General features: G+C 53.7%; 27 protein-coding genes and 2 tRNA genes. 21 read left to right on the top strand and 8 right to left on the bottom strand.

Going from position 1 to position 24,743, the window contains the following annotated elements; genetic code table 11:
* Nucleotides 1-3 precede the first annotated feature (3 nt).
* Nucleotides 4-981, bottom strand: a complete 978-nt coding sequence (locus MX657_RS19775) for a calcium/sodium antiporter (RefSeq protein WP_080328325.1) — start codon at nt 979-981, stop codon at nt 4-6.
* 227 nt (nt 982-1,208) lie between these two features.
* On the opposite strand from MX657_RS19775, the gene mlaF reads away from it, so the two are divergent.
* From mlaF to murA, 7 genes are all read left to right on the top strand, one after another.
* Entirely contained in the window at nt 1,209-2,021 is an 813-nt protein-coding gene (gene mlaF, locus MX657_RS19770; protein WP_080328324.1) for a phospholipid ABC transporter ATP-binding protein MlaF, read from the top strand.
* Nucleotides 2,022-2,028: 7 nt separating this feature from the next.
* On the top strand, nt 2,029-2,811 hold the full coding sequence (mlaE, locus tag MX657_RS19765; protein WP_010436044.1) for a lipid asymmetry maintenance ABC transporter permease subunit MlaE: 783 nt from the start codon (nt 2,029-2,031) through the stop codon (nt 2,809-2,811).
* 4 nt (nt 2,812-2,815) lie between these two features.
* The gene (mlaD, locus tag MX657_RS19760; protein WP_080328323.1) at nt 2,816-3,364 is read left to right on the top strand and encodes an outer membrane lipid asymmetry maintenance protein MlaD; all 549 of its coding nucleotides are present in this window, start codon (nt 2,816-2,818) and stop codon (nt 3,362-3,364) included.
* 18 nt (nt 3,365-3,382) lie between these two features.
* Entirely contained in the window at nt 3,383-4,018 is a 636-nt protein-coding gene (gene mlaC, locus MX657_RS19755) for a phospholipid-binding protein MlaC (protein ID WP_080328322.1), read from the top strand.
* Nucleotides 4,018-4,311, top strand: coding sequence for a lipid asymmetry maintenance protein MlaB (gene mlaB, locus MX657_RS19750; RefSeq protein ID WP_119916483.1), 294 nt, complete (start codon nt 4,018-4,020; stop codon nt 4,309-4,311). The genes mlaC and mlaB overlap by 1 nt, the downstream gene beginning before the upstream one ends.
* Nucleotides 4,312-4,437: 126 nt before the next feature.
* On the top strand, nt 4,438-4,692 hold the full coding sequence (gene ibaG / locus MX657_RS19745) for a BolA family iron metabolism protein IbaG (RefSeq protein ID WP_008501458.1): 255 nt from the start codon (nt 4,438-4,440) through the stop codon (nt 4,690-4,692).
* A gap of 50 nt (nt 4,693-4,742) precedes the next feature.
* Nucleotides 4,743-6,002 carry a UDP-N-acetylglucosamine 1-carboxyvinyltransferase gene (gene murA / locus MX657_RS19740; protein WP_080328320.1) on the top strand — a complete coding sequence of 420 codons (1,260 nt, stop codon included), beginning with the start codon at nt 4,743-4,745 and terminating at the stop codon, nt 6,000-6,002.
* A gap of 60 nt (nt 6,003-6,062) precedes the next feature.
* On the opposite strand, the gene sfsB is transcribed toward murA, so the two are convergent.
* Entirely contained in the window at nt 6,063-6,350 is a 288-nt protein-coding gene (gene sfsB, locus MX657_RS19735; protein WP_080328319.1) for a DNA-binding transcriptional regulator SfsB, read from the bottom strand.
* A 229-nt stretch (nt 6,351-6,579) separates the two neighbouring features.
* Nucleotides 6,580-7,551 (bottom strand): octaprenyl diphosphate synthase, encoded by a 972-nt coding sequence (gene ispB, locus MX657_RS19730; RefSeq protein WP_080328318.1) that lies wholly within the window; start codon nt 7,549-7,551, stop codon nt 6,580-6,582.
* A 261-nt stretch (nt 7,552-7,812) separates the two neighbouring features.
* On the opposite strand from ispB, the gene rplU reads away from it, so the two are divergent.
* From rplU to cgtA, 4 genes are all read left to right on the top strand, one after another.
* A complete protein-coding gene (gene rplU, locus MX657_RS19725; RefSeq protein WP_003025032.1) occupies nt 7,813-8,124 on the top strand; it encodes a 50S ribosomal protein L21 in 312 nt (103 codons plus the stop codon).
* A gap of 19 nt (nt 8,125-8,143) precedes the next feature.
* Complete coding sequence (gene rpmA / locus MX657_RS19720; RefSeq protein ID WP_004385076.1) at nt 8,144-8,401, top strand: 50S ribosomal protein L27; 258 nt, start codon at nt 8,144-8,146, stop codon at nt 8,399-8,401.
* 95 nt (nt 8,402-8,496) lie between these two features.
* Complete coding sequence (locus MX657_RS19715) at nt 8,497-9,462, top strand: DMT family transporter (RefSeq protein ID WP_119916482.1); 966 nt, start codon at nt 8,497-8,499, stop codon at nt 9,460-9,462.
* 15 nt (nt 9,463-9,477) lie between these two features.
* On the top strand, nt 9,478-10,650 hold the full coding sequence (gene cgtA / locus MX657_RS19710; RefSeq protein WP_346806515.1) for an Obg family GTPase CgtA: 1,173 nt from the start codon (nt 9,478-9,480) through the stop codon (nt 10,648-10,650).
* A 34-nt stretch (nt 10,651-10,684) separates the two neighbouring features.
* On the opposite strand, the gene pmrB is transcribed toward cgtA, so the two are convergent.
* From pmrB to dacB, 3 genes are read right to left on the bottom strand one after another with little or no spacing between them, the layout of a single operon-like run.
* Nucleotides 10,685-11,728 (bottom strand): two-component system sensor histidine kinase PmrB, encoded by a 1,044-nt coding sequence (pmrB, locus tag MX657_RS19705; RefSeq protein WP_080328316.1) that lies wholly within the window; start codon nt 11,726-11,728, stop codon nt 10,685-10,687.
* Nucleotides 11,725-12,387 (bottom strand): two-component system response regulator PmrA, encoded by a 663-nt coding sequence (gene pmrA / locus MX657_RS19700; RefSeq protein ID WP_080328315.1) that lies wholly within the window; start codon nt 12,385-12,387, stop codon nt 11,725-11,727. Before pmrA ends, pmrB begins: the two co-directional genes overlap by 4 nt.
* Nucleotides 12,388-12,389: 2 nt before the next feature.
* Nucleotides 12,390-13,823 carry a serine-type D-Ala-D-Ala carboxypeptidase gene (gene dacB / locus MX657_RS19695; RefSeq protein WP_119916481.1) on the bottom strand — a complete coding sequence of 478 codons (1,434 nt, stop codon included), beginning with the start codon at nt 13,821-13,823 and terminating at the stop codon, nt 12,390-12,392.
* A gap of 228 nt (nt 13,824-14,051) precedes the next feature.
* Between dacB and greA the strand changes: the two genes are divergently transcribed.
* Nucleotides 14,052-14,528 (top strand): transcription elongation factor GreA, encoded by a 477-nt coding sequence (gene greA / locus MX657_RS19690; RefSeq protein WP_006812122.1) that lies wholly within the window; start codon nt 14,052-14,054, stop codon nt 14,526-14,528.
* A gap of 152 nt (nt 14,529-14,680) precedes the next feature.
* On the opposite strand, the gene yhbY is transcribed toward greA, so the two are convergent.
* Nucleotides 14,681-14,974, bottom strand: coding sequence for a ribosome assembly RNA-binding protein YhbY (gene yhbY, locus MX657_RS19685; protein ID WP_346808579.1), 294 nt, complete (start codon nt 14,972-14,974; stop codon nt 14,681-14,683).
* A gap of 127 nt (nt 14,975-15,101) precedes the next feature.
* Here yhbY and rlmE point away from each other — a divergent pair, with 127 nt between their 5' ends.
* The 6 genes from rlmE to MX657_RS19655 all read left to right on the top strand — a co-directional run bounded on the left by rlmE (nt 15,102) and on the right by MX657_RS19655 (nt 20,692).
* Entirely contained in the window at nt 15,102-15,728 is a 627-nt protein-coding gene (gene rlmE / locus MX657_RS19680) for a 23S rRNA (uridine(2552)-2'-O)-methyltransferase RlmE (protein ID WP_003861812.1), read from the top strand.
* A gap of 102 nt (nt 15,729-15,830) precedes the next feature.
* Complete coding sequence (gene ftsH / locus MX657_RS19675) at nt 15,831-17,765, top strand: ATP-dependent zinc metalloprotease FtsH (protein ID WP_013098921.1); 1,935 nt, start codon at nt 15,831-15,833, stop codon at nt 17,763-17,765.
* Between the two features lie 96 nt (nt 17,766-17,861).
* On the top strand, nt 17,862-18,710 hold the full coding sequence (gene folP / locus MX657_RS19670) for a dihydropteroate synthase (protein ID WP_080328313.1): 849 nt from the start codon (nt 17,862-17,864) through the stop codon (nt 18,708-18,710).
* Nucleotides 18,703-20,040, top strand: coding sequence for a phosphoglucosamine mutase (glmM, locus tag MX657_RS19665; protein WP_346806511.1), 1,338 nt, complete (start codon nt 18,703-18,705; stop codon nt 20,038-20,040). The genes folP and glmM overlap by 8 nt, the downstream gene beginning before the upstream one ends.
* Before the next feature lie 223 nt (nt 20,041-20,263).
* Entirely contained in the window at nt 20,264-20,596 is a 333-nt protein-coding gene (secG, locus tag MX657_RS19660; RefSeq protein ID WP_021242256.1) for a preprotein translocase subunit SecG, read from the top strand.
* Between the two features lie 9 nt (nt 20,597-20,605).
* Nucleotides 20,606-20,692: transfer RNA gene (locus MX657_RS19655), tRNA-Leu, on the top strand.
* A gap of 142 nt (nt 20,693-20,834) precedes the next feature.
* Here the strand turns inward: MX657_RS19655 and argG are convergent.
* Nucleotides 20,835-22,181, bottom strand: coding sequence for an argininosuccinate synthase (gene argG / locus MX657_RS19650; protein ID WP_346806508.1), 1,347 nt, complete (start codon nt 22,179-22,181; stop codon nt 20,835-20,837).
* Nucleotides 22,182-22,468: 287 nt separating this feature from the next.
* Here argG and MX657_RS19645 point away from each other — a divergent pair.
* The 3 genes from MX657_RS19645 (at nt 22,469) to nusA (ending at nt 24,736) form a co-directional block, all read left to right on the top strand.
* Nucleotides 22,469-22,545 (top strand) — tRNA-Met (locus MX657_RS19645).
* 207 nt (nt 22,546-22,752) lie between these two features.
* Complete coding sequence (rimP, locus tag MX657_RS19640; protein ID WP_165853353.1) at nt 22,753-23,205, top strand: ribosome maturation factor RimP; 453 nt, start codon at nt 22,753-22,755, stop codon at nt 23,203-23,205.
* A 28-nt stretch (nt 23,206-23,233) separates the two neighbouring features.
* Nucleotides 23,234-24,736 (top strand): transcription termination factor NusA, encoded by a 1,503-nt coding sequence (nusA, locus tag MX657_RS19635; protein WP_014885374.1) that lies wholly within the window; start codon nt 23,234-23,236, stop codon nt 24,734-24,736.
* Nucleotides 24,737-24,743: the final 7 nt, after the last annotated feature.

Here is a 24,743-nt window from a genome sequence, read left to right as displayed (position 1 = left end):
CGTTTACCCAGAGAGAAGAGGCGAGAGCCAGTACAGCATCGCCATCCATACGATAAATCCACCCGTCAGCAGCGCGCCTGCGCCTTTGCCGATCTGGCGTTGCCGCCGCCAGCAGAGCAGGGCAAATATCACGCTGACCAGCAACATCACCCCGTAATCGCGCGAGAACGCCAGGGGATTGAAAGGTCCTGGCGTTATCAGAGCTGGGAGGCCCATTACAATGGCGATATTAAATATGTTGGACCCGATGATATTGCCAATGGCGATGTCATCTTCCCCTTTACGTGCCCCGGCAATTGCGGTGGCCAGCTCCGGCAGGCTGGTGCCGATAGCAATCACTGTCAGGCCAATGGTCAGTTCACTGATGGCGAAATAGTTTGCCAGCACCGTCGCGTTATCCACAACCATGCGCGTGGCCATCGGCATAATGATCAGCGCAACGCCAAGCCAAAGCAGAGCGACAGGCAGCGTGCCTTCGCGCGGAAGTTCGGCGACCTGCTCACGCGTCAGGCTATCCTGACCCTGCTTTTCGGCCAGGCGGGCGATTTTAACACTATACAGCAGCCAGATGACGGCCAGCGCCAGCAGGAAAATGCCGTCGCTGTAGCTCAGTACGCCATCATAAAATACGCAGCCTGCCAGCAGGCTTACGATTAACATTAGCGGCAATTCACGGCGCAGAACATCAGAATGCACGCGAAATGGATGGAGCAGTGCCGCCAGACCTAAAATCAGTAAGATATTGACGATGTTAGAGCCAATCGCAGTGCCTATCGCCAGGTCTAACTGACCATGCAGCGACGCCGAGACAGAGACGATGATTTCAGGAAGTGAGGTGCCAACGCTAACAACGGTCATCCCAATGACAACAGGGGGGACGCCCGTCAGGCGACACAGGATAGATGCAGCAAACACTAAACGGTCAGCACTGTAGACCACCAGAAGTAAACCAATTATTAACAGTGCTGTTGCTAAAAGCATCAAAAGTCCTTTCTTCAGGTATACTTGTCGGTCCATCGCGCGGGAATGGCTGGACTGCATACGGTCTGAGGCGTAACGAATTCCTAATTTTGACTTTATGCGCCGGAAAAGTAAAACAAATGCCAGCTTTCGCTAACCTCGACGGCTAATATTCTGTAAAAATGCTGTGTTTAGGGCTGATTCAGGCGGCACGCCTTAACGTGAGCAGGGTAAGAAAGGAACCTTAAATGAGCCAAACGATGGCGAATTTAGTCGATGTCCGTGGTGTGAGTTTTTCTCGTGCCAACAGATTGATATTTGATGATATTTCGTTGACCGTACCGCGTGGCAAGATCACTGCCATCATGGGGCCGTCCGGGATCGGTAAAACGACCCTGTTGCGCCTTATTGGTGGGCAGATCCCACCGGATAGCGGTGAGATCCTCTTCGATGGCGAAAACGTCCCGGAGATGTCGCGCTCGCGCCTGTATACTGTCCGCAAACGCATGAGTATGCTCTTTCAGTCGGGCGCGTTATTCACCGACATGAATGTCTTTGATAACGTGGCCTATCCGCTGCGCGAGCATACCAGCCTGCCGCCTGAGCTGCTGAAAAGCACGGTGATGATGAAGCTGGAAGCTGTTGGCCTGCGGGGGGCCGCGAAGCTGATGCCTTCGGAGCTGTCCGGCGGGATGGCGCGCCGCGCTGCGCTGGCGCGAGCCATTGCATTAGAACCCGATTTAATCATGTTCGACGAACCGTTTGTCGGACAGGATCCTATCACGATGGGCGTACTGGTGAAGCTCATCTCTGAGCTGAACAGCGCGCTCGGCGTCACCTGCATTGTGGTGTCTCACGATGTACCGGAAGTGTTGAGCATTGCCGATTACGCCTATATCGTGGCGGACAAAAAGATCGTCGCACACGGTAGCGCCCAGGCGCTGCAGGAAAATTGCGATCCGCGCGTGCGGCAGTTCCTTGACGGTATTGCTGACGGACCCGTGCCGTTCCGCTACCCGGCGGGCGACTATCGTGACGATTTACTGGGAATAGGGAGTTAAGCCACTCATGCTGTTAAATGCGTTGGCCGCTCTCGGACACCGTGGCATAAAAACCATCAGGACGTTCGGGCGTGCCGGATTGATGTTATTCAACGCGCTGGTCGGCAAGCCGGAATTCCGCAAGCACGCACCTCTGCTGGTGCGGCAGCTTTATAATGTCGGTGTGCTGTCGATGCTCATCATCATTGTCTCCGGTCTGTTTATCGGTATGGTGCTTGGGCTGCAGGGCTACCTAGTTCTGACAACCTACAGTGCGGAAACCAGCCTCGGGATGCTGGTGGCGCTTTCGCTGCTGCGCGAGCTGGGGCCGGTTGTGGCGGCGCTGCTGTTTGCCGGGCGTGCAGGGTCAGCATTAACGGCTGAGATTGGCCTGATGCGTGCCACCGAGCAGCTCTCCAGCATGGAGATGATGGCTGTCGATCCGCTGCGTCGTGTGATCTCGCCGCGTTTCTGGGCGGGTGTGATCTCATTACCGTTACTGACTATTTTGTTTGTTGCCGTGGGGATCTGGGGCGGTTCGCTGGTTGGCGTCCACTGGAAAGGTATTGATGCCGGTTTCTTCTGGTCCGCCATGCAGGACGCCATTGACCTGCGAATGGATCTGGTTAACTGTCTGATTAAAAGCGTGGTATTTGCCATTACGGTCACCTGGATCGCATTGTTCAACGGTTACGATGCCATTCCGACGTCGGCGGGCATTAGCCGTGCAACTACACGTACAGTCGTACATTCGTCGCTGGCCGTACTGGGTCTGGATTTTGTGCTCACCGCACTGATGTTTGGGAATTGAGTTCATGCAAACGAGAAAAAATGAAATTTGGGTTGGCGTGTTCCTGCTGCTGGCGTTGCTGGCCGCACTGTTCATCTGCCTGAGAGCGGCGGATATCACGTCTGTGCGCACCGAGCCGACGTATCGCGTCTATGCCACCTTCGATAACATCGGTGGGCTGAAGGCGCGCTCACCGGTCCGTATCGGCGGCGTGGTGATTGGGCGCGTGTCAGACATTACGCTTGATGAGAAAACCTATCTGCCGCGCGTCGCGATGGATATCGAAGAGCGCTACAACCATATTCCGGACACCAGCTCCCTTTCTATCCGTACTTCCGGCCTGCTGGGCGAACAGTATCTGGCCCTTAACGTCGGTTTTGAAGACCCCGAGCTTGGAACGACTATCCTTAAAGACGGTAGCGTAATTCAGGATACGAAGTCCGCGATGGTGCTGGAGGACATGATTGGTCAGTTCCTTTACAACAGTAAAGGGGATGATAAAAAGTCTGACGATGCCCCTGCGCAAAGTGAAGACCATACCAATGCTGCGCCGACCCCTGGTGCTGCGAATTAATTTCAGGAGAAGTCATTCATGTTTAAACGACTGCTAATGGTTGCCATGCTGGTCATTGCCCCTCTCACTGCGGCACACGCTGCGGATCAGAGCAACCCGTACAAACTGATGGACGAAGCGGCGAAGAAGACCTTCGATCGTCTTAAAAACGAACAGCCAAAAATTCGCGCGAATCCTGATTATCTGCGTGACGTCGTAGACCAGGAGCTGCTGCCGTATGTGCAGATCAAATACGCGGGTGCGCTGGTGCTGGGGCGTTATTACAAAGACGCGACGCCTGCGCAGCGCGAAGCTTACTTTGCCGCGTTCCGTGAATACCTGAAACAGGCTTACGGCCAGGCTCTGGCGATGTACCACGGTCAGACTTATCAGATTGCCCCAGAGCAGCCGCTGGGCGACGCCACCATTATTCCTATCCGCGTAACCATCAACGATCCTAATGGTCGTCCACCGGTTCGTCTGGACTTCCAGTGGCGTAAAAACAGCCAGACAGGCAACTGGCAGGCGTATGACATGATCGCTGAAGGGGTGAGCATGATCACCACCAAACAGAACGAGTGGAGCGACCTGCTGCGTACCAAAGGTATTGACGGCCTGACCGCACAGCTGCAGTCCATTTCTCGTCAGAAAATCACTCTGGACGAGAAGAAGTAATGTCGCAGCAACTCCGCTGGTCGCGTGAAGATGAGACGTTAAGGCTATCCGGTGAGCTGGATCAGGATCTGCTGAACCCGCTGTGGGATAAACGCCATGAGGCGATGCAGGGCGTAACGCTCATCGACTTAACCGACGTTACGCGGGTGGATACGGCAGGTGTTGCGATGCTCGCCCATCTGGTTGCCGTGGGGAAAAAGCAGGGAACAAGCGTCATGCTTCATGGCGCGAGCGATAATGTCATGACCCTTGCGCAACTCTACAATCTGCCTCAGGACGTACTGCCTCGTTAATATTTTCAGTGCGTTACTTCCGAAAGCCCTGACAGTTTCATCGTCGGGGCTTTTTGCTTGTTTAAGACGACGCCACTTTGCTCTAAGATGTTGGGCTTGTTTTCTCTATCAGATGATTAAGAGCCCATGGAAAATCATGAAATCCAGACAGTGCTGATGAATGCACTCTCCCTTCAGGAAGCCCACGTCACTGGCGATGGCAGTCACTTCCAGGTTATTGCTGTGGGTGAGATGTTCGACGGTATGAGCCGTGTGAAGAAGCAGCAGGCTGTGTACGCGCCGCTGATGGAATATATTGCGGATAACCGCATCCACGCCCTGTCGATTAAAGCGTTCACCCCGCAAGAGTGGGCACGCGATCGCAAACTAAACGGTTTTTGAGCTGAGGGCGACAGGCCCGCAGCACGGTTGAATTTATAAGAGAGCACACAATGGATAAATTTCGTGTACAGGGGCCAACGCGTCTCCAGGGCGAAGTCACAATTTCTGGCGCGAAAAACGCCGCGCTGCCAATTCTCTTTGCTGCGCTGCTCGCGGAAGAGCCGGTAGAAATTCAGAACGTACCGAAGCTGAAAGATATCGACACCACCATGAAGTTGCTCACCCAGTTGGGCACGAAAGTCGAGCGTAACGGTTCCGTCTGGATCGACGCCAGCAATGTCAATAACTTCTCAGCGCCTTACGAACTGGTGAAAACCATGCGTGCTTCCATCTGGGCGCTTGGCCCGCTGGTGGCGCGTTTCGGTCAGGGTCAGGTTTCGCTGCCGGGCGGTTGCGCCATCGGCGCGCGTCCGGTTGACCTGCATATCTTTGGCCTGGAGAAGCTGGGCGCAGAGATCAAACTGGAAGAAGGTTACGTTAAGGCTTCCGTCAATGGTCGTCTGAAAGGCGCGCACATTGTCATGGACAAAGTGAGCGTGGGCGCTACCGTCACCATCATGTCTGCGGCGACGCTGGCAGAAGGTACGACCATCATTGAAAACGCCGCGCGTGAACCGGAGATCGTAGACACTGCCAACTTCCTCGTTGCGCTGGGTGCGAAGATTTCCGGCCAGGGCACTGACCGTATCACCATCGAAGGCGTTGAGCGTCTGGGTGGCGGCGTGTATCGCGTGCTGCCGGACCGTATCGAAACCGGGACCTTCCTGGTCGCTGCGGCGATCTCTGGCGGTAAGATTGTTTGTCGCAACGCGCAGCCAGATACCCTGGATGCGGTGCTGGCGAAACTGCGCGATGCGGGTGCGGATATCGAGATCGGTGAAGACTGGATCAGCCTAGATATGCATGGCCAGCGTCCAAAAGCCGTTAATGTGCGTACTGCACCGCACCCGGCCTTCCCGACGGACATGCAGGCCCAGTTCACCCTGTTAAACCTGGTTGCAGAAGGCACGGGCTTCATCACGGAAACCATCTTCGAAAACCGCTTTATGCACGTACCTGAACTGATCCGTATGGGTGCGCATGCTGAAATCGAAAGCAACACGGTTATTTGTCACGGCGTTGAAAAACTGTCCGGTGCGCAGGTTATGGCGACCGATTTGCGTGCGTCTGCAAGCCTGGTGCTGGCGGGTTGTATTGCGGAAGGCACTACGGTGGTGGATCGTATTTATCACATCGATCGTGGCTATGAGCGTATCGAAGACAAACTGCGCGCGCTGGGTGCTAATATCGAGCGTGTGAAGGGCGAGTAATCGTTCCGGCAGCCCCCTGCCAGAAATGACCGGGGGGTTGCTATTCCTGTCAAAAAACCGTTATCCCTGCGGTTCTGTTTTTACTTTTCTCTGGCGCATCATGCGCGTTCTGTCGATAAATTCATGAGTAACAGGATCGTGATAACGTGAAGGCCAGATTACCCACGGGTGCGTTTCCAGCGCCGTCGCGATAATTAATTCTCCTTTTGGCCAGGGGCGGGTCAGGGCGTTTGCAAGGGTGGAAGAACTCAGTCCATGGCGGCGGGACTCTGCTGCAAGCGAAGTGCCTCTTTTGCGCAGTGCCGCAATGATATCTGCCGTATGCCAGTCGATAAATTTCGTATCCATAACGCTGTCCTTAAGTTCGGATTCACCTACGCCGTTTCTTCTGAAACGACTGGCTTACTATACCCATTTCGACTGCTTGTTCTAAAAAGTTCGCGTTACTTGAAGGGATATTCAGAATAAGCCATGGCTTTATTCATGCGGGATTTAACCCGATGCATTTACAGGAATACGGAGTTTATTGGTGTGTATTTGAACCTCCCCGCGATGGGTACGGGGAGGAGCGACAGGATTAACGATCGCGCTGGACGGCAATGTGGGCAAGACCAATCAGCGCATCGCGCCATGGGCTGTCTGGAATAACCTGAAGTGCAGCGATGGCCTTATCAGCCTCTTCTTCGGCACGCTGACGGGTCCATTCCAGTGAACCGCAGATTGCCATGGTTTCCAGTACAGGTTCCAGAAGATGGCGACCATTTCCCTGTTCTATCGCTTCACGGATCATTTTCGCCTGATCGGGTGAACCGTTGCGCATGGCGTGAAGCAGCGGCAGGGTCGGTTTGCCTTCGTTCAGGTCATCGCCCACATTTTTGCCGAGCGTTTCGCCGTCCGCACTGTAGTCCAGCAAATCATCAATCAGCTGGAAGGCAGTACCCAGATAACGGCCATAGTCCTGCAACCCTTTTTCCTGTGCTGCGGAACAGCCAGCCAGAATGCCGGAGCACTGGGCGGCTGCTTCAAACAGGCGCGCTGTTTTGCTGTAGATGACGCGCATGTAGTTTTCTTCGGTGATATCCGGATCATTGACGTTCATCAGCTGCAGCACTTCGCCTTCAGCGATAACGTTCACGGCTTCGGACATCACTTCCAGCACTTTCAGAGAGCCCAGGCTGGTCATCATCTGGAAGGCGCGGGTATAGATAAAATCCCCGACCAGAACGCTGGCTGCATTCCCGAAGGCGGCATTTGCCGTGGCTTTGCCGCGACGCATATCGGATTCATCCACAACATCGTCATGCAGAAGCGTCGCGGTGTGAATAAATTCGATCAGCGCGGCGATCGTGACGTGGGCATTTCCCTGATAGCCAACGGCTCTGGCAGCCAGAATCGCAATCATAGGGCGAATGCGTTTACCGCCACCGCTGACAATGTAATAGCCCAACTGATTGATCAGCTGAACGTCAGAGTTGAGTTGCTCCAGGATTGCTGCATTTACACCCGCCATATCTTGCGCGGTTAACTCGTTGATTTTTTCTAAATTCATCGCAAAAGCCGGGCTTTTTATCCTGTTGATCCCATCTTCAATGGGGTAACGAAGGGTTTCGGTTTATCAATAGTAGTGCTGATTGTACTGAAAAAACGGCTCAGATAAACGTTACCGTACGTGTTGTGTTTTTTTTCTTCATGTATTGACGGTAGCACTTGTCAAAGGCTCGCGTTTTGCGTAATATTCGCGCCCTATTGTGAATATTTATAGCGCACCCTGATTCATACGAGCGAGGACGTGCGCGGAAGCGGAGTTTATATGTACGCGGTTTTCCAAAGTGGTGGTAAACAACACCGAGTAAGCGAAGGTCAGACCGTTCGCCTGGAAAAGCTGGACATCGCAACTGGCGAATCTGTTGAGTTCGCAGAAGTTCTGATGATCGCAAACGGTGAAGAAGTCAAAATCGGCGTTCCTTTCGTTGATGGCGGCGTTATCAAAGCTGAAGTTGTTGCTCACGGTCGTGGCGAGAAAGTTAAAATCGTTAAGTTTCGTCGTCGTAAACACTACCGTAAGCAGCAGGGCCACCGTCAGTGGTTCACTGATGTGAAAATTACTGGCATCAGCGCCTAAGACCTGAGGAGAGATTTAAATGGCACATAAAAAGGCTGGCGGCTCCACACGTAACGGTCGCGATTCAGAAGCTAAACGCCTTGGCGTTAAGCGTTTCGGTGGCGAATCCGTTCTGGCGGGTAGCATCATCGTTCGTCAACGTGGTACCAAATTCCACGCTGGCAACAACGTAGGTTGCGGTCGTGACCACACTCTGTTTGCTAAAGCAGACGGTAAAGTGAAATTTGAAGTTAAAGGCCCGAACAACCGTAAATACATCAGCATCGTTGCTGAGTAAGGTTTTCTCGGTCCGGTAACGGATTAAAGCCCCGCAACGTGTTGCGGGGCTTTTTACATTGGAAACCCGGAAAATTTTCTGTAGGGAAAACGGGCATGAAGCAGCAGGCCGGCATTGGTATTCTTTTGGCGCTTACGACCGCAATGTGCTGGGGCGCGCTGCCAATTGCAATGAAGCAGGTACTGGAAGTGATGGAACCGCCTACGGTGGTCTTTTATCGCTTTCTGATGGCAAGTATAGGTCTCGGGGCCATTCTCGCGATCAAAGGCAAGCTTCCACCGCTGCGACTCTTCCGCAAACCTCGCTGGCTGGTGTTACTGGCCATTGCGACGGGCGGTTTGTTCGGCAACTTCATCCTGTTCAGCTCATCCCTGCAGTATTTAAGCCCTACGGCGTCTCAGGTGATTGGTCAGCTTTCGCCTGTGGGTATGATGGTCGCCAGCGTGTTCATCCTTAAGGAGAAGATGCGCGGCACGCAGATTATCGGGGCGAGCATGTTGCTGTGTGGTCTGGTGATGTTCTTTAACACCAGCCTGATCGAGATTTTTACCCGACTGACGGATTACACCTGGGGTGTGATCTTCGGCGTGGGAGCAGCAACGGTCTGGGTGAGTTATGGCGTCGCGCAAAAGGTGTTATTGCGGCGTCTGGCCTCACAGCAGATCCTTTTTTTGCTGTACACTTTGTGTACAGTGGCATTACTGCCGTTAGCGAAGCCAGGGGTAATTACCCAACTGAGCGACTGGCAGCTGGCGTGCCTCATTTTTTGTGGGCTTAACACGCTGGTCGGTTATGGCGCGCTGGCCGAAGCAATGGCGCGCTGGCAGGCAGCACAAGTAAGCGCATTGATCACGCTTACCCCGCTGTTTACGCTGTTATTTTCAGATTTGTTATCAATGGCCTGGCCCGATGTCTTCGTCAGACCGATGCTCAACCTGTTGGGCTATCTCGGTGCGTTTGTCGTGGTTGCGGGCGCGATGTATTCCGCCATTGGTCATCGTCTTTGGGGACGTTGGCGCAAAAATGAAGCGGTTGTAGTAGTCCCCCGCTCAGGCGAATGAGTTACGGAGAGTAAAATGAAGTTTGTTGATGAAGCGACGATCCTGGTCGTTGCAGGTGATGGCGGTAACGGTTGTGTAAGCTTCCGCCGTGAAAAATATATTCCTCGTGGCGGTCCTGACGGCGGTGACGGTGGAGACGGTGGTGACGTGTGGCTGGAGGCGGATGAAAACCTCAACACGCTGATTGACTATCGCTTCGAAAAATCTTTCCGCGCCGAGCGTGGACAGAACGGCCAGAGCCGTGACTGTACCGGCAAACGCGGTAAAGACGTGACCATTAAGGTTCCGGTCGGTACGCGCGTAATTGACCAGGGCACCGGTGAAACCATGGGCGATATGACCAAGCATGGTCAGCGTCTCATGGTCGCAAAAGGCGGCTGGCACGGTCTGGGCAACAGCCGTTTCAAATCTTCCGTTAACCGTACCCCTCGTCAGAAAACGATGGGCACACCGGGCGATAAGCGCGATCTGCAGCTGGAGCTGATGCTGCTGGCAGACGTGGGCATGCTGGGTATGCCAAACGCCGGTAAATCGACCTTTATTCGCGCGGTCTCTGCGGCGAAACCAAAAGTGGCGGACTATCCGTTTACCACGCTGGTACCAAGCCTGGGCGTTGTCCGGATGGATAACGAAAAGAGCTTCGTCGTGGCTGATATTCCGGGACTGATTGAAGGCGCTGCGGAAGGCGCGGGTCTGGGTATTCGCTTCCTGAAGCACCTTGAGCGTTGCCGCGTCCTGCTGCACCTCATTGATATCGATCCAATCGACGGTTCCGATCCGGTTGAGAACGCCCGAATCATCATCGGCGAGCTGGAAAAATACAGCGAGAAGCTGGCGAATAAACCGCGCTGGCTGGTCTTCAACAAGATCGACTTGATGGACAAAGCGGAAGCCGAAGCGAAAGCCAAAGCGATTGCGGAAGCAATGAGCTGGGAAGATAAATACTACCTGATCTCCGCGGCAAGCCAGGTTGGCGTAAAAGATCTCTGCTGGGATGTGATGACCTTCATCATCGAGAACCCGGTCGTTCAGGCTGAAGAAGCGAAACAGCCAGAAAAAGTCGAATTCATGTGGGATGACTACCACCGTCAGCAGCTCGAAGAGCTGGAAGCGGAAGAGGAAGACGACTGGGACGATGACTGGGATGAGGACGACGAAGAAGGCGTCGAGTTCATCTACAAGCACTAAAATCTGTCCTGAGCCCCCATTATGGGGGCTTTTTTTATTCCAGCGTTGATGGCAACCAGCAGCTGGCGATTAAGCCGCCTTCAGCACCATTCTCCAGCGTCAGCTTGCCGTGGTGCAACTGCACGATGCGCTGTACGATACTCAGACCCAGACCGCTGCCGCCGTAGCGCTGATCGAGTCGACGGAACGGCTCCGTGATTGACTGTCGGTGCGCTTCATCAATGCCGGGTCCCTGATCGATAACGCTGACCTGCGTTCCCCCTGCGACCTCTGCCAGCGTCACGGTGATCGTTGTACCTGACGGGCTGTACCGTCCGGCGTTCTCAAGCAGGTTGCGCAGCATCAGCCTCAGAAGTACCGCGTCACCCTGCACCGTCAGCGCGCTCCTGGCCGGCCATATCACCGTATGTTCTTTAGCTTCATGCTCGAGGCCGAGCGGGGTGATGATAGTGTCTGTCCAGTTAATAGTGTCATAGTGTCCACTCGCCATCGCCTGTCCGGCACGGGCCAGCATCAGCAGCTGTTCGACGGTGTGCATCAGCTGGTCGATACGGCTGATGAGCGTCGTGGCCTGCGGAGAGCCTGACTGGGCCATGAGCTCCAGATGGAGCCTGATCCCGGCAAGCGGTGTTCGTAGTTCGTGGGCCGCATCTGCCGTGAAGAGACGCTCCTGCTGAATGGTATTATCCAGCCTGGCGAGCAGCTGGTTGAGAGAGGTGGTAACGGCGCCTATTTCTTCCATGTCGGAGTACATAGGCAGCGGGGTTAAGTTATCCGCCGAACGGTTTGCCAGGCTGACGCGCAGCTTATTCAGCGGTCGGGTTATCCAGGTAACTGCCCAGAATGAGAAAAACAACGTAAAGCCGACCATCACCAGAGAAGGGACCAGCAGCGAGGCAATCGCTTCGCGGATCTCTTTTTCGACGTGGTTGTTACGTGATTTTGCCGACAGCGTTTCATTCACCAGAAAGCCAATCTGTTCACGGCTTTCGTGCCACAACCAAATCACGCTTATCAGCTGGAAAAATAACAGAATGACCGCCAGCAAAACCATTAATCGCCGACGCATGCTGTTCATTTCTGGCTCTCCAGGCGGTAGCCAACGCCGCGGACGGTTTTAATCCGATCTTTGCCAAGCTTACGGCGCAGGTTGTGAATGTGGACTTCCAGGGTATTGGATCCCGGATCGTCCTGCCAGGAGTAGATGTCCTGCTGGAGGGTTTCTCTGTGTACCGTTTGTCCGCTTCGCATGATCAGGCGCGTCAGCAAGGCGAACTCTTTTGGCGTAACTTCGACAGGCTGAGACTGGCGCAATACCTGCTGGGTTTGCAGATTCAGGGTAATATCCCCGTCGGTCAATAAGTTATCGCTGTGACCAAGATAGCGGCGTATTAACGCCCGCACCCGGGCCTGAAGCTCCGCAAGCGCAAAGGGCTTCACCAGATAATCATCTGCGCCGGCATCAAGGCCGGTAATACGATCTTCAATGGCGTCGCGTGCCGTCAGGATCAACACCGGATTGGCAATACCGCGGCGACGCCACTGGCTGAGCAGCGTGGCGCCGTCTTTATCCGGTAAGCCCAGGTCAAGGATTACCAGGCTGTATTCGCCGCTCTGGATCAGGGCATCTGCTTCTGCCGCGGTTCCGGCACAGTCCAGGGCATATCCTTCGTTGGCGAGCCCGAGTGCGAGCCCTTCCTGCAATAACAGATCGTCTTCAACTATGAGTAGTTTCATCGCTAGTTATTCTGGTAGATGTCTTTATAAAGCCTGCTTTCGAAGCGAACCAGTGGTATGCGGCGGTTGCGCTGGTCGGTCGGTTCGACGGCATAGCCGGAAAGATACTGTACGAATGCCATGCGCTGTCCGCTGGCGGTCGTGATGAAGCCTGCCAGGTTGTAAACGCCCTGCAGTGAACCTGTCTTAGCGGATACTTTGCCATCGACACCCGCCGCGTGAAGCCCGGCGCGATACTGCAGCGAACCGTCATGCCCGGCAAGCGGCAGCATAGAAATAAAGTTTAGCTCAGTGTCATGTTGTGCAATGTACTGAAGCACCTGCATCATGGTGGCCGGGGCTATCAGGTTATGACGCGATAATCCCGAACCATCGACGGCGATAGTGTTACCCAGATCGATTCCCGCCTGCTGACGCAGGATCTGACGAACAGCGTCTGAGCCCGCACGCCAGGTTCCCGGCACGCCGAAACGCGCGTGACCAATCATGCGGAACACGGTGTCGGCAATCATGTTATCCGACTTTTTCAGCATAATTCGCAGCAAATCGTGCAGCGGTGGTGACTGTTTACTGGCAATGACCGTACCGGGCTGGTTGACCTGCGTCTGACGAAGCAGCGTGCCGGAGTAGGTTATTCCCGCCTGCTTCAGTTCATCCTTGAGAATCGCACCCGCATATCCCGCACCGTCCTGGATGGCAAAGGCCAGCGGCAGCGGATCGGCGCGCTGCGTCAGGCAGCCGGTGAGGGTATAGCGATTAAGGTCGCCCGGCACCACGTCCAGCTCGCAATACTGCGCGTCCGGAGACCCTTTCGCCAGCGTACGCACCTGACTAAACATGGTGACCGGATAGTAGGACGCCACGCGGATAAACGCTAAGTCATCCGGTTTTGGCGCGCTGTAGAGCGACACGGAGAAGCAGTTACGGTCAACAATCGCGGCTGCTGGCGGCGCGCTAAAGCACTGCGTCATGTCGTTCCATGGCCAGCCAGGGGCTTTATCATGGCTGGCAAAAATGGAGGTATCGATCAGTACGTTGCCATCGATTTTTGTCACGCCGGATTTTTTCAGTACTGCCACCATGTTGCGGATATCCTGGCGCTTAAAGGTGGGATCGCCGCCGAAACGGGCAATAAGATCGCCTTTCAGTTCGCCATTCGCAACGTTACCTTTGGTTTCAAGCGTGGTGGTAAAACGGAAGTCAGGCCCGAGCTGGAGCAGGGCGGCGAGGGCAGTGATCACCTTCTGGGTACTGGCAGGCAGCGCCATCTGTTGACTGTGATAGTCAATGTCGGGAGCCTGTGCGCCAACCTTCTGCACCATCAGGGCAAGGTTCGCGCCTGCGGGGAGCTGATTAATGTACTCATCAACATTCGCGGCCTGGGCGGTGAACGTTATACTGGTAGTCAATCCGATGATAAAACTGGAAAATCGCATAATCTCGCGCTAACAACCCGAAAACAAACCGTCATACTACGGTGCATAGCACTGCAAAGTAAACGATGACCCATAGTGAACTTCGCGGTAAAATGCGTATCAAATTGAAAAATTGCTGCTGACCTGGGGCATTGCTCCCGGGTCGGTTTTCTTTTTGCTTCTTGCCCGCTTTAGGGGGCAGGAGCAGGGAACACTGCTCCCAACAGGAATGTTTAAGAGGTATAACAAATGCAAGCTATTCCGATGACCTTACGTGGTGCCGAAAAACTGCGCGAAGAACTGGATTTCCTGAAATCCGTGCGTCGCCCTGAAATCATCGCCGCTATCGCGGAAGCCCGTGAGCATGGCGACCTGAAAGAGAATGCTGAATACCACGCTGCGCGTGAACAGCAGGGGTTCTGTGAGGGACGCATTAAAGATATCGAAGCGAAACTGTCTAACGCGCAGGTTATCGATATCACCAAAATGCCTAACAATGGCCGCGTGATTTTTGGTTCTACCGTCAGCGTTCTGAACCTGGACAACGACGAAGAGCAGACCTATCGCATCGTGGGTGATGATGAAGCAGACTTCAAACAGAACCTGATTTCAGTGAACTCACCCATTGCTCGCGGCCTGATTGGCAAAGAGCAGGACGATGTTGTCACCATCCGCACCCCTGGCGGTGAAGTGGAATACGAAATTATTAAGGTTGAATACCTGTAATTCGCTTCTCTACTAAGATGTTGATACATTGTAAAGAAAAGAAAAAGGCCGCATAGCGGCCTTTTATCAACTCAAGGAGCATGGCATTTTGCTCAGCCTGCTGAAAGAAATCCCTCGTTTCACACAGAAAATGTGATTGATTCAGGATATCCTTAGCGTGGCAGCGAGATTTTAAGCTCTTTAGATGGGCGATAGAGCACCAGCGTTTTACCGATGACCTGTACATTACAGGCGCCGGTTTCGCGCACGATGGCTTCCACGATCAGGTTTTTAGTGTCTCTGTCTTCAGAGGCGATTTTCACCTTGATCAGCTCGTGGTGTTCCAGCGCTTGTTCAATCTCGGCAAGCACCCCTTCGGTCAAACCATTGTTGCCAAGCATTACTACCGGCTTGAGCGGATGTGCCAGACCTTTAAGGTGCTGTTTTTGTTTAGTACTCAGATTCATCGTATATTTTTGCTTACGTTGGGATTGAAAACGGTTCATTCTACCGCCATCTCCCTTATATCGCCAAATAGCTGCGTAGAAATTTACGTCACAGGCAAGCAACGATGAACCAGGACGGAAATGTTAAATGACAGGTAAAAAGCGTTCTGCCAGCTCCAGCCGCTGGCTTCAGGAACACTTTAGCGATAAATATGTTCAACAGGCACAGAAAAAGGGGTTGCGTTCCCGTGCCTGGTTTAAACTTGATGAAATACAGCAAAGTGACAAACTTTTTAAGCCGGGGATGACGGTTGTCGACCTCGGCGCGGCACCTGGCGGATGGTCCCAGTATGCGGTAACGCAGATCGGCGGAACGGGCCGAATCATCGCGTGCGATCTTTTACCAATGGATCCCATCGTCGGTGTCGACTTCCTTCAGGGCGACTTTCGTGATGAATTAGTGCTGAAAGCGTTACTTGATCGTGTTGGTGACAGTAAGGTCCAGGTTGTCATGTCGGATATGGCACCAAATATGTGCGGAACACCGGCGGTGGATATCCCCCGCGCCATGTATCTGGTGGAGCTAGCGTTAGAAATGTGTCGTGATGTACTAGCGCCTGGTGGTAGTTTTGTTGTGAAGGTGTTTCAGGGCGAAGGTTTCGAGGAGTATCTTAAGGAAATTCGCTCCCTGTTTGCGAAGGTCAAAGTTCGTAAGCCGGACTCTTCCCGGGCCCGTTCCCGAGAAGTGTATATTGTAGCGACCGGGCGAAAATGATAACCGGTAGATTTCAGGCGAAAGTTTGAATGAAACTGGATATAGAGTATCCTGACGCTGTTTTTAACACAGTTGTAATATGAGGTTAATCCCTTGAGTGACATGGCGAAAAACCTAATACTCTGGCTGGTCATTGCCGTTGTGCTGATGTCAGTATTCCAGAGCTTTGGGCCCAGCGAGTCGAATGGCCGCAAGGTGGATTATTCTACCTTCCTGCAAGAGGTCAATCAGGACCAGGTTCGCGAAGCGCGTATCAACGGACGTGAGATCAACGTTACCAAGAAAGATAGTAACCGTTACACGACTTACATCCCGGTGAACGATCCTAAGCTGCTTGATAACCTTCTGACCAAAAACGTCAAAGTGGTAGGCGAGCCGCCAGAAGAACCAAGCCTGTTGGCTTCTATCTTCATTTCCTGGTTCCCGATGCTGCTTCTTATCGGCGTCTGGATCTTCTTTATGCGCCAGATGCAGGGCGGCGGTGGCAAAGGCGCCATGTCGTTCGGTAAGAGCAAGGCGCGTATGCTGACGGAAGACCAGATCAAGACCACGTTTGCTGACGTCGCCGGTTGTGACGAAGCAAAAGAAGAAGTGGGTGAACTGGTTGAATACCTGCGCGAGCCGAGCCGTTTCCAGAAACTGGGCGGTAAGATCCCGAAAGGCGTCCTGATGGTCGGCCCTCCGGGTACCGGTAAAACCCTGCTGGCGAAAGCCATTGCAGGTGAAGCGAAGGTGCCGTTCTTTACTATTTCAGGTTCTGACTTCGTTGAAATGTTCGTGGGTGTCGGTGCATCTCGTGTGCGTGACATGTTCGAGCAGGCCAAGAAGGCAGCACCGTGCATCATCTTTATCGATGAAATCGACGCCGTGGGCCGCCAGCGTGGCGCAGGCCTGGGCGGTGGTCACGATGAACGTGAGCAGACGCTGAACCAGATGCTGGTTGAGATGGACGGCTTCGAAGGTAACGAAGGTATCATCGTTATCGCGGCAACTAACCGTCCGGACGTACTTGACCCTGCGCTGCTGCGTCCAGGCCGTTTCGACCGTCAGGTTGTGGTCGGTCTGCCGGATGTTCGCGGTCGTGAACAGATTTTGAAAGTGCACATGCGTCGCGTACCGCTGGCGCCAGATATCGACGCGGCAATCATCGCGCGCGGTACCCCGGGCTTCTCCGGTGCGGACCTGGCTAACTTGGTCAACGAAGCTGCGCTGTTCGCTGCTCGCGGCAACAAGCGCGTCGTGTCCATGGTGGAGTTCGAGAAAGCGAAAGACAAAATCATGATGGGTGCGGAACGTCGCTCCATGGTGATGACGGAAGCGCAGAAAGAGTCCACCGCATACCACGAAGCGGGCCATGCGATTATTGGTCGCCTGGTGCCGGAACACGATCCGGTGCACAAAGTGACGATTATTCCGCGCGGTCGTGCGCTGGGTGTGACCTTCTTCCTGCCTGAAGGCGACGCGATCAGCGCCAGCCGTCAGAAGCTGGAAAGCCAGATTTCAACCCTGTACGGCGGTCGTCTGGCGGAAGAGATCATCTACGGTCCAGAACATGTTTCTACCGGCGCGTCTAACGACATTAAAGTGGCGACAAACCTGGCGCGTAACATGGTGACTCAGTGGGGCTTCTCCGACAAACTCGGTCCGCTGCTGTATGCAGAGGAAGAGGGTGAAGTATTCCTGGGCCGTTCCGTGGCGAAAGCAAAACATATGTCCGATGAGACGGCACGTATCATCGACCAGGAAGTGAAAGCGCTGATTGAACGTAACTACGGTCGCGCACGTCAGATCCTGAATGACAATATGGACATCCTGCATTCGATGAAAGATGCGCTCATGAAATATGAGACCATCGATGCACCGCAGATTGACGACCTGATGGCTCGCCGCGAAGTGCGTCCGCCAGCAGGCTGGGAAGACCCAGGCGCTTCCAACAATTCTGACAACAATGGCACCCCGCGTGCGCCGCGTCCTGTTGATGAACCGCGTACGCCAAACCCGGGCAATACCATGTCAGAGCAGTTGGGCGACAAGTAAGTCACTGCTGTTGAAGCGTTTGTTTGTACCTCAAACCCTGGAGCTTGCTCCAGGGTTTTTCATTTCTGTTTAACCATCTATACCAGGGACTTCGTCATGAAATTATTCGCCCAGGACTCGCATCTCGATCTTTCACATCCACACGTGATGGGGATCCTGAATGTCACTCCTGACTCCTTCTCTGACGGCGGCACGCACAACACGCTAATTGACGCGGTTAAGCACGCAAATTTAATGATCAATGCAGGCGCCACCATCATTGACGTTGGCGGCGAATCGACGCGTCCCGGCGCGGCGGACGTTTCTGTGGAAGAGGAGCTGGCGCGCGTGGTACCGGTGGTTGAAGCGATCGCTCAGCGCTTTGAGGTCTGGATCTCTGTGGACACCTCCAAGCCAGAGGTGATTCGTGAAGTGTCGAGAGTGGGCGCTCACATTATTAATGATATCCGCTCACTGACCGAGCCCGGTGCCGTTGAAGCGGCCGCGGAGACAGGTCTGCCGGTATGCCTGATGCACATGCAAGGGCAGCCGAAAACGATGCAGGAAGCGCCGAAGTATGACGATGTTTATGCCGACGTAAATCGCTTCTTTATTGAGCACATTGAACGCTGTGAACGTGCGGGCATCCCAAAAGAGAAATTGCTGCTCGACCCGGGGTTCGGTTTCGGTAAAAATCTCTCTCACAATTACGCGTTGCTTGCGCGCTTATCGGAATTTCATCATTTCGGCCTGCCCCTGCTGGTGGGGATGTCGAGAAAGTCGATGATTGGGCAATTGCTGAATGTTGGGCCGAGCGAGCGCCTGAGCGGCAGTCTGGCCTGCGCGGTGATTGCCGCGATGCAAGGCGCGCATATAATTCGTGTCCATGACGTCAAAGAAACAGTAGAAGCCATGCGTGTGGTGGAAGCCACACTGGCAGCGAAGGAAAACAAACGCTATGAGTAATCGTAAATATTTTGGTACCGATGGCATCCGTGGGCGTGTTGGCGATGCACCCATCACCCCTGATTTTGTTCTGAAGCTGGGTTGGGCTGCGGGTAAGGTTCTGGCGCGTCATGGCTCACGTAAGATCATCATTGGCAAAGATACCCGTATTTCAGGCTATATGCTCGAATCTGCGCTCGAAGCCGGTCTGGCGGCGGCGGGGCTTTCTGCTTCGTTTACAGGTCCAATGCCAACGCCTGCGGTCGCTTATCTGACCCGTACCTTCCGTGCTGAAGCCGGAATCGTGATTTCTGCTTCACATAACCCGTTCTACGACAACGGCATCAAGTTCTTCTCCATCGACGGCACCAAGCTGCCGGACGAAGTGGAAGAGGCCATTGAAGCCGAAATGGAAAAAGAGATCACCTGTGTTGATTCTGCAGAGCTGGGTAAAGCGAACCGCATCGTCGATGCGGCAGGTCGTTATATCGAATTCTGCAAGGGTACCTTCCCGAACGAGCTGAGCCTGGCGCATCTTAAAATTGTGGTGGACTGTGCGAACGGTGCGACCTATCACATTGCGCCGAATGTTTTCCGCGAGTTGGGTGCGAAAGTGATCGCCATCGGCTGCGAGCCGGATGGTCTGAACATTAATGAGCAGGTCGGGGCGACGGACGTGCGCGCCCTGCAGGCGCGCGTGCTGGCAGAAAAAGCCGATCTGGGCATTGCCCTGGACGGCGACGGCGACCGCGTGATCATGGTTGACCACGAAGGTAACAAAGTCGACGGCGACCAGATCCTGTACATCATTGCCCGTGAAGGGCTGCGTCAGGGGCAATTGCGCGGCGGTGCTGTCGGTACCCTGATGAGCAACATGGGTCTGGAGCTGGCGCTGAAACAGCTGGGAATTCCGTTTGTTCGCGCGAAAGTGGGCGACCGCTACGTGCTGGAAAAGCTGCAGGAGAAAGGCTGGCGTATTGGCGCGGAAAACTCCGGTCACGTGATCCTTCTCGACAAAACCACCACCGGTGACGGCATTGTTGCCGCGCTTCAGGTGGTTGCCGCGATGGCGCGCAACCATATGAGCCTGCACGACCTGTGCAGCGGCATGAAAATGTTCCCGCAGATCCTGGTAAACGTGCGTTTCACAGCGGGTAAAGGCGATCCGCTTGAAAATGACAACGTAAAAGCGGTGATGGCTGATGTTGAAGCGGCTCTGGGCAGCCGTGGCCGCGTCTTGCTGCGTAAGTCAGGTACCGAGCCGTTAATCCGCGTGATGGTGGAAGGTGAGGACGAAGCGCAGATAACTGAATTTGCGCACCGTATTGCGGATGCCGTTAAAGCTGCATAATCCTTCACAGTAAGTGTTTAAAAAGGCGGCGCTTGCCGCCTTTGTTTTAAGCAATTAATGGCTTTTTGCTGTTTTTTTCCGCAGTTGATACAATGCGTCGAAAATGCCCTTGCGAAGGTGATTCGCTTTGGTTAGTATTCACACCCGCTTCAGTGGGAAACAAAAATCCTGCTAATTGGTCGAAGCATTGGTATGCGGCAAATCCGCAAGGAACAGGTTGATTATGTACGAAGCTCTTTTAGTTGTTTTCCTTATTGTAGCCATCGCTCTCGTAGCGCTGATTATGCTGCAGCAAGGTAAAGGCGCTGATATGGGAGCCTCCTTCGGAGCAGGCGCTTCCGGTACGCTGTTCGGTTCAAGTGGTTCTGCGAACTTCATGACCCGCACAACGGCGATTCTGGCTACGCTGTTCTTCATCATCAGTCTGGTACTTGGCAATATCAACAGCAACAAGACCAGTAAAGGAAGCGAGTGGGAAAATCTGAGCGCGCCAGCGAAAACTGAGCAGACTCAGCCAGCTGCACCGGCTAAGCCAACCAGCGATATCCCGCAGTAAGTATTCCGTACCGAGGTGGTGGAATTGGTAGACACGCTACCTTGAGGTGGTAGTGCCCTAACGGGCTTGTGGGTTCGAGTCCCATCCTCGGTACCAATATTCCAGAAGAAAGACGTCGAAAGACGTCTTTTTTTTCGTTTGTATATTGTGGTGGTGGGCTGGCGCTGCGCTTACCCGCCCTATAAATACCACATAAAAAAGGCGCCTGTTGGGCGCCTTTTGCATATCTTGCTGTCGATTATTTCTTATCGCTGTGTTCCAGGTTCTCAACCTGTGGGAGACCGTTACCTGAATTCGCGGAGAGCAGGCCGTTCTCAACGTAGTTGAACAGCTTTTCACGGGTATCGGTGATGTCCAGGTTCCGCATGGTCAGCTGGCCAATACGGTCGTCCGGCGAGAATACTGAATCACCTTTCTCCATGGTCAGACGCTCTGCTTTATAGGTCAGGTTGTCAGACACGGTGTTCAGAATGGAGTAGTCGTTACCGCGACGCAGTTCCAGCGTCACTTCACCGGTGATCGCGCTCGCTACCCAACGCTGCAGCGCGTCACGCAGCATCAGCGCCTGCGGATCGAACCAGCGACCCTGATACAGCAGTTTGCCCAGCTGACGACCATGAGAGTGATAATGCTCGATGGTGTCTTCGTTGTGAATACCGGTCAGCAGACGCTCGTAAGCGATGTGCAGCAGCGCCATCCCCGGCGCTTCATAGATACCGCGGCTTTTCGCTTCGATAATACGGTTTTCAATCTGATCGCTCATGCCCAGACCGTGACGACCGCCGATGCGGTTTGCTTCCAGCATCAGTTCAACGTCATCAGAGAAGGTCTTGCCGTTCAGGGCAACCGGATGACCACGTTCGAAACGCACGGTCACTTCTTCCGCCGGGATCTTCACGTTCTCGTCCCAGAACTTCACGCCCATGATCGGGTTAACGATCTTCACGCTGGAGTTCAGGAATTCCAGGTCCTTCGCTTCGTGCGTCGCACCCAGCATGTTGGAGTCGGTTGAGTACGCTTTCTCAACGGACATTTTGTAGTCAAAGCCGCAGGCAATCATAAACTCGGACATTTCATGGCGACCACCCAGCTCGTCGATAAAGTCGGTATCCAGCCACGGCTTGTAGATCTGCAGCTCGGCGTTGGTCAACAGACCATAACGATAGAAACGTTCAATATCGTTGCCTTTATAGGTACTGCCGTCACCCCAGATGTTCACGCCATCTTCTTTCATGGCGGCAACCAGCATGGTGCCGGTGACGGCACGGCCCAGCGGGGTGGTGTTGAAATAGGTCAGGCCGCCGGTGGTGTTATGGAACGCACCGCACTGAATAGCGGCAATACCTTCAGCAACCAGCTGCTTACGGCAGTCAATCAGACGTGCGTTCTCTGCGCCATACTCCATGGCACGACGAGGGATCGCGTCATAATCGTCCTCATCCGGCTGACCCAGGTTCGCAGTATATGCATACGGAACCGCTCCCTTCTGGCGCATCCACAGCAGTGCAGCGCTGGTATCCAGGCCGCCTGAGAAAGCGATGCCAATACGTTGTCCTACCGGAAGATGCTTGAGAATCGTCGTCATAGAATAAAACCCTGCTTGATTGACTGATTAGAGACCGCTTTCGCTCTCGTGTGCATTTTTATGCAAAATAAGTGAGTATTCATTTAATCATCTTTTGTCGAAGACCGAAAGAGACTCGTGCGTTTTTTGTAAAAAATTTGGTCTGTTCTGTCTGGCGGAAGCTGGGTTGACAGGTGGGGTCAACTATCAATATACTAAACGCCGATTTTACGTCCCGTCTTCGGTACCAAATCCCAGCATTATTTGCAAATTCTGTCCAAAACGCGTAGAATTTGCCACGTTTCAGGCGCGGGGTGGAGCAGCCTGGTAGCTCGTCGGGCTCATAACCCGAAGGTCGTCGGTTCAAATCCGGCCCCCGCAACCACTTTCCCATAAAGTTCTTTTTCAAATATACTGTGAAGACTTAGAGCCTTCGTAGCTGGATTTGAAAAAATTCTTTCGGAGAGTGCTCCAGGCCACAGTTGTGGCTATAGGGTTCAGTTATCTAAAGCCCCGATTTATCGGGGTTTTTTGTTATCTGACTACAGAATAACTGGGCTTTACGCCCTTTTTTTATGTCTTGGGGGTGGGCTTGTCCACATTAGAGCAAAAATTAACAGAGATGATTACTGCACCGGTCGAAGCACTGGGCTACGAACTGGTCGGCATCGAATTCGTTCGCGGCCGTACATCGACGCTGCGCATCTATATTGATAGTGAAGATGGCATCAATGTTGATGATTGTGCTGATGTCAGCCACCAGGTGAGTGCGGTTCTTGATGTTGAAGACCCGATTACCGTTGCGTACAACCTGGAAGTTTCCTCACCTGGCCTCGATCGCCCGATGTTCACGGCCGAGCACTATGTGCGCTTTACCGGTGAAGAAGTGGCTCTCGTTCTGCGTATGGCCGTACAGAACCGCCGTAAATGGCAGGGAATTATCAAAGCCGTTGATGGTGAAATGATCACGGTGACAGTCGAAGGCAAAGATGAAATGTTCGCGCTGAGTAATATCCAGAAGGCGAACCTGGTTCCCCACTTTTAACAGTCTGGATTGAGGTGAAAAGCCCGCGATGAACAAAGAAATTTTGGCTGTTGTTGAAGCCGTCTCCAACGAGAAATCACTGCCGCGTGAGAAGATTTTCGAAGCGCTGGAAAGTGCACTGGCTACAGCAACCAAGAAAAAATACGAACAAGAGATCGATGTTCGCGTAGAAATCGATCGTAAAAGCGGTGACTTCGATACATTCCGTCGTTGGGTAATCGTAGAAGAAGTGACCCAGCCGACCAAAGAGATCACCCTGGAAGCTGCACGTTTTGAAGACGAAAGTCTGAACGTGGGTGACTACGTTGAAGATCAGATTGAATCTGTGACCTTCGACCGTATCACCACCCAGACCGCTAAGCAGGTTATCGTGCAGAAAGTGCGCGAAGCCGAACGCGCTCTGGTTGTCGATCAGTTCCGCGATCAGGAAGGCGAAATCATCACTGGCGTGGTGAAGAAAGTGAACCGTGACAACATCTCTCTGGAAATTAAATCCGAAGGGATGCCGGGCAACGCTGAAGCCGTGATCCTGCGTGAAGACATGCTGCCGCGTGAAAACTTCCGCCCGGGCGACCGTATTCGTGGTGTTCTGTACGCCGTGCGCCCTGAAGCGCGTGGTGCGCAGCTGTTCGTGACCCGTTCTAAACCAGAAATGCTGGTTGAACTGTTCCGCATCGAAGTACCGGAAATCGGCGAAGAAGTTATTGAGATCAAAGCAGCAGCTCGCGATCCAGGCTCTCGTGCGAAAATTGCGGTGAAAACCAACGACAAGCGTATCGACCCGGTCGGTGCTTGCGTCGGTATGCGCGGTGCGCGCGTTCAGGCGGTTTCTACCGAACTGGGCGGCGAGCGTATCGATATCGTTCTGTGGGACGACAACCCGGCGCAGTTCGTGATCAACGCAATGGCTCCGGCTGATGTGGCGTCTATCGTTGTTGACGAAGACAAACACACCATGGATATCGCTGTTGAAGCGGGCAACCTGGCGCAGGCAATTGGCCGTAACGGTCAGAACGTACGCCTGGCGTCACAGCTGAGCGGCTGGGAACTCAACGTCATGACCGTTGATGACCTGCAGGCTAAGCATCAGGCTGAAGCCCATGCGGCGATCGATACCTTCACCAAATACCTCGACATTGACGAAGACTTCGCCACTGTTCTGGTAGAAGAAGGTTTCTCTACGCTGGAAGAACTGGCCTATGTGCCAATGAAAGAGCTGCTGGAAATTGACGGTCTGGATGAGCCAACCGTTGAAGCCCTGCGTGAACGCGCTAAAAACGCACTGACCACCCTGGCACTGGCTCAGGAAGAAAGCCTTGGCGATAAGAAGCCGGCTGATGACCTGCTGAATCTGGAAGGTCTTGATCGTGCGATTGCGTTCAAGCTGGCTGCCCGTGGTGTTTGTACGCTGGAAGATCTCGCTGAGCAAGGCGTTGATGACCTGGCTGATATCGAAGGTTTAACCGACGAGAAAGCCGGCGAACTCATCATGGCCGCACGTAATATTTGCTGGTTCGGCGACGAAGCGTAATAAACTG

It is taken from the genome of Enterobacter chuandaensis, assembly GCF_039718975.1.
Taxonomy (GTDB): domain Bacteria; phylum Pseudomonadota; class Gammaproteobacteria; order Enterobacterales; family Enterobacteriaceae; genus Enterobacter; species Enterobacter chuandaensis.
Note: the sequence above shows the minus strand (reverse complement) of the source record. Positions and strands in the feature narration are given on the sequence as shown.

Coding starts and splice junctions, on each gene's coding strand:
- MX657_RS19775 (WP_080328325.1), bottom strand. CDS start 981: ATGCTTTTAGCAACAGCACTGTTAATAATTGGTTTACTTCTGGTGGTC.
- murA (WP_080328320.1), top strand. CDS start 4,743: ATGGATAAATTTCGTGTACAGGGGCCAACGCGTCTCCAGGGCGAAGTC.
- pmrB (WP_080328316.1), bottom strand. CDS start 11,728: ATGAACAGCATGCGTCGGCGATTAATGGTTTTGCTGGCGGTCATTCTG.
- ibaG (WP_008501458.1), top strand. CDS start 4,438: ATGGAAAATCATGAAATCCAGACAGTGCTGATGAATGCACTCTCCCTT.
- secG (WP_021242256.1), top strand. CDS start 20,264: ATGTACGAAGCTCTTTTAGTTGTTTTCCTTATTGTAGCCATCGCTCTC.
- rpmA (WP_004385076.1), top strand. CDS start 8,144: ATGGCACATAAAAAGGCTGGCGGCTCCACACGTAACGGTCGCGATTCA.
- pmrA (WP_080328315.1), bottom strand. CDS start 12,387: ATGAAACTACTCATAGTTGAAGACGATCTGTTATTGCAGGAAGGGCTC.
- ftsH (WP_013098921.1), top strand. CDS start 15,831: ATGGCGAAAAACCTAATACTCTGGCTGGTCATTGCCGTTGTGCTGATG.
- glmM (WP_346806511.1), top strand. CDS start 18,703: ATGAGTAATCGTAAATATTTTGGTACCGATGGCATCCGTGGGCGTGTT.
- folP (WP_080328313.1), top strand. CDS start 17,862: ATGAAATTATTCGCCCAGGACTCGCATCTCGATCTTTCACATCCACAC.
- nusA (WP_014885374.1), top strand. CDS start 23,234: ATGAACAAAGAAATTTTGGCTGTTGTTGAAGCCGTCTCCAACGAGAAA.
- cgtA (WP_346806515.1), top strand. CDS start 9,478: ATGAAGTTTGTTGATGAAGCGACGATCCTGGTCGTTGCAGGTGATGGC.
- greA (WP_006812122.1), top strand. CDS start 14,052: ATGCAAGCTATTCCGATGACCTTACGTGGTGCCGAAAAACTGCGCGAA.
- yhbY (WP_346808579.1), bottom strand. CDS start 14,974: ATGAATCTGAGTACTAAACAAAAACAGCACCTTAAAGGTCTGGCACAT.
- dacB (WP_119916481.1), bottom strand. CDS start 13,823: ATGCGATTTTCCAGTTTTATCATCGGATTGACTACCAGTATAACGTTC.
- mlaD (WP_080328323.1), top strand. CDS start 2,816: ATGCAAACGAGAAAAAATGAAATTTGGGTTGGCGTGTTCCTGCTGCTG.
- argG (WP_346806508.1), bottom strand. CDS start 22,181: ATGACGACGATTCTCAAGCATCTTCCGGTAGGACAACGTATTGGCATC.
- rlmE (WP_003861812.1), top strand. CDS start 15,102: ATGACAGGTAAAAAGCGTTCTGCCAGCTCCAGCCGCTGGCTTCAGGAA.
- mlaC (WP_080328322.1), top strand. CDS start 3,383: ATGTTTAAACGACTGCTAATGGTTGCCATGCTGGTCATTGCCCCTCTC.
- MX657_RS19715 (WP_119916482.1), top strand. CDS start 8,497: ATGAAGCAGCAGGCCGGCATTGGTATTCTTTTGGCGCTTACGACCGCA.
- mlaF (WP_080328324.1), top strand. CDS start 1,209: ATGAGCCAAACGATGGCGAATTTAGTCGATGTCCGTGGTGTGAGTTTT.
- rplU (WP_003025032.1), top strand. CDS start 7,813: ATGTACGCGGTTTTCCAAAGTGGTGGTAAACAACACCGAGTAAGCGAA.
- mlaE (WP_010436044.1), top strand. CDS start 2,029: ATGCTGTTAAATGCGTTGGCCGCTCTCGGACACCGTGGCATAAAAACC.
- sfsB (WP_080328319.1), bottom strand. CDS start 6,350: ATGGATACGAAATTTATCGACTGGCATACGGCAGATATCATTGCGGCA.
- ispB (WP_080328318.1), bottom strand. CDS start 7,551: ATGAATTTAGAAAAAATCAACGAGTTAACCGCGCAAGATATGGCGGGT.
- mlaB (WP_119916483.1), top strand. CDS start 4,018: ATGTCGCAGCAACTCCGCTGGTCGCGTGAAGATGAGACGTTAAGGCTA.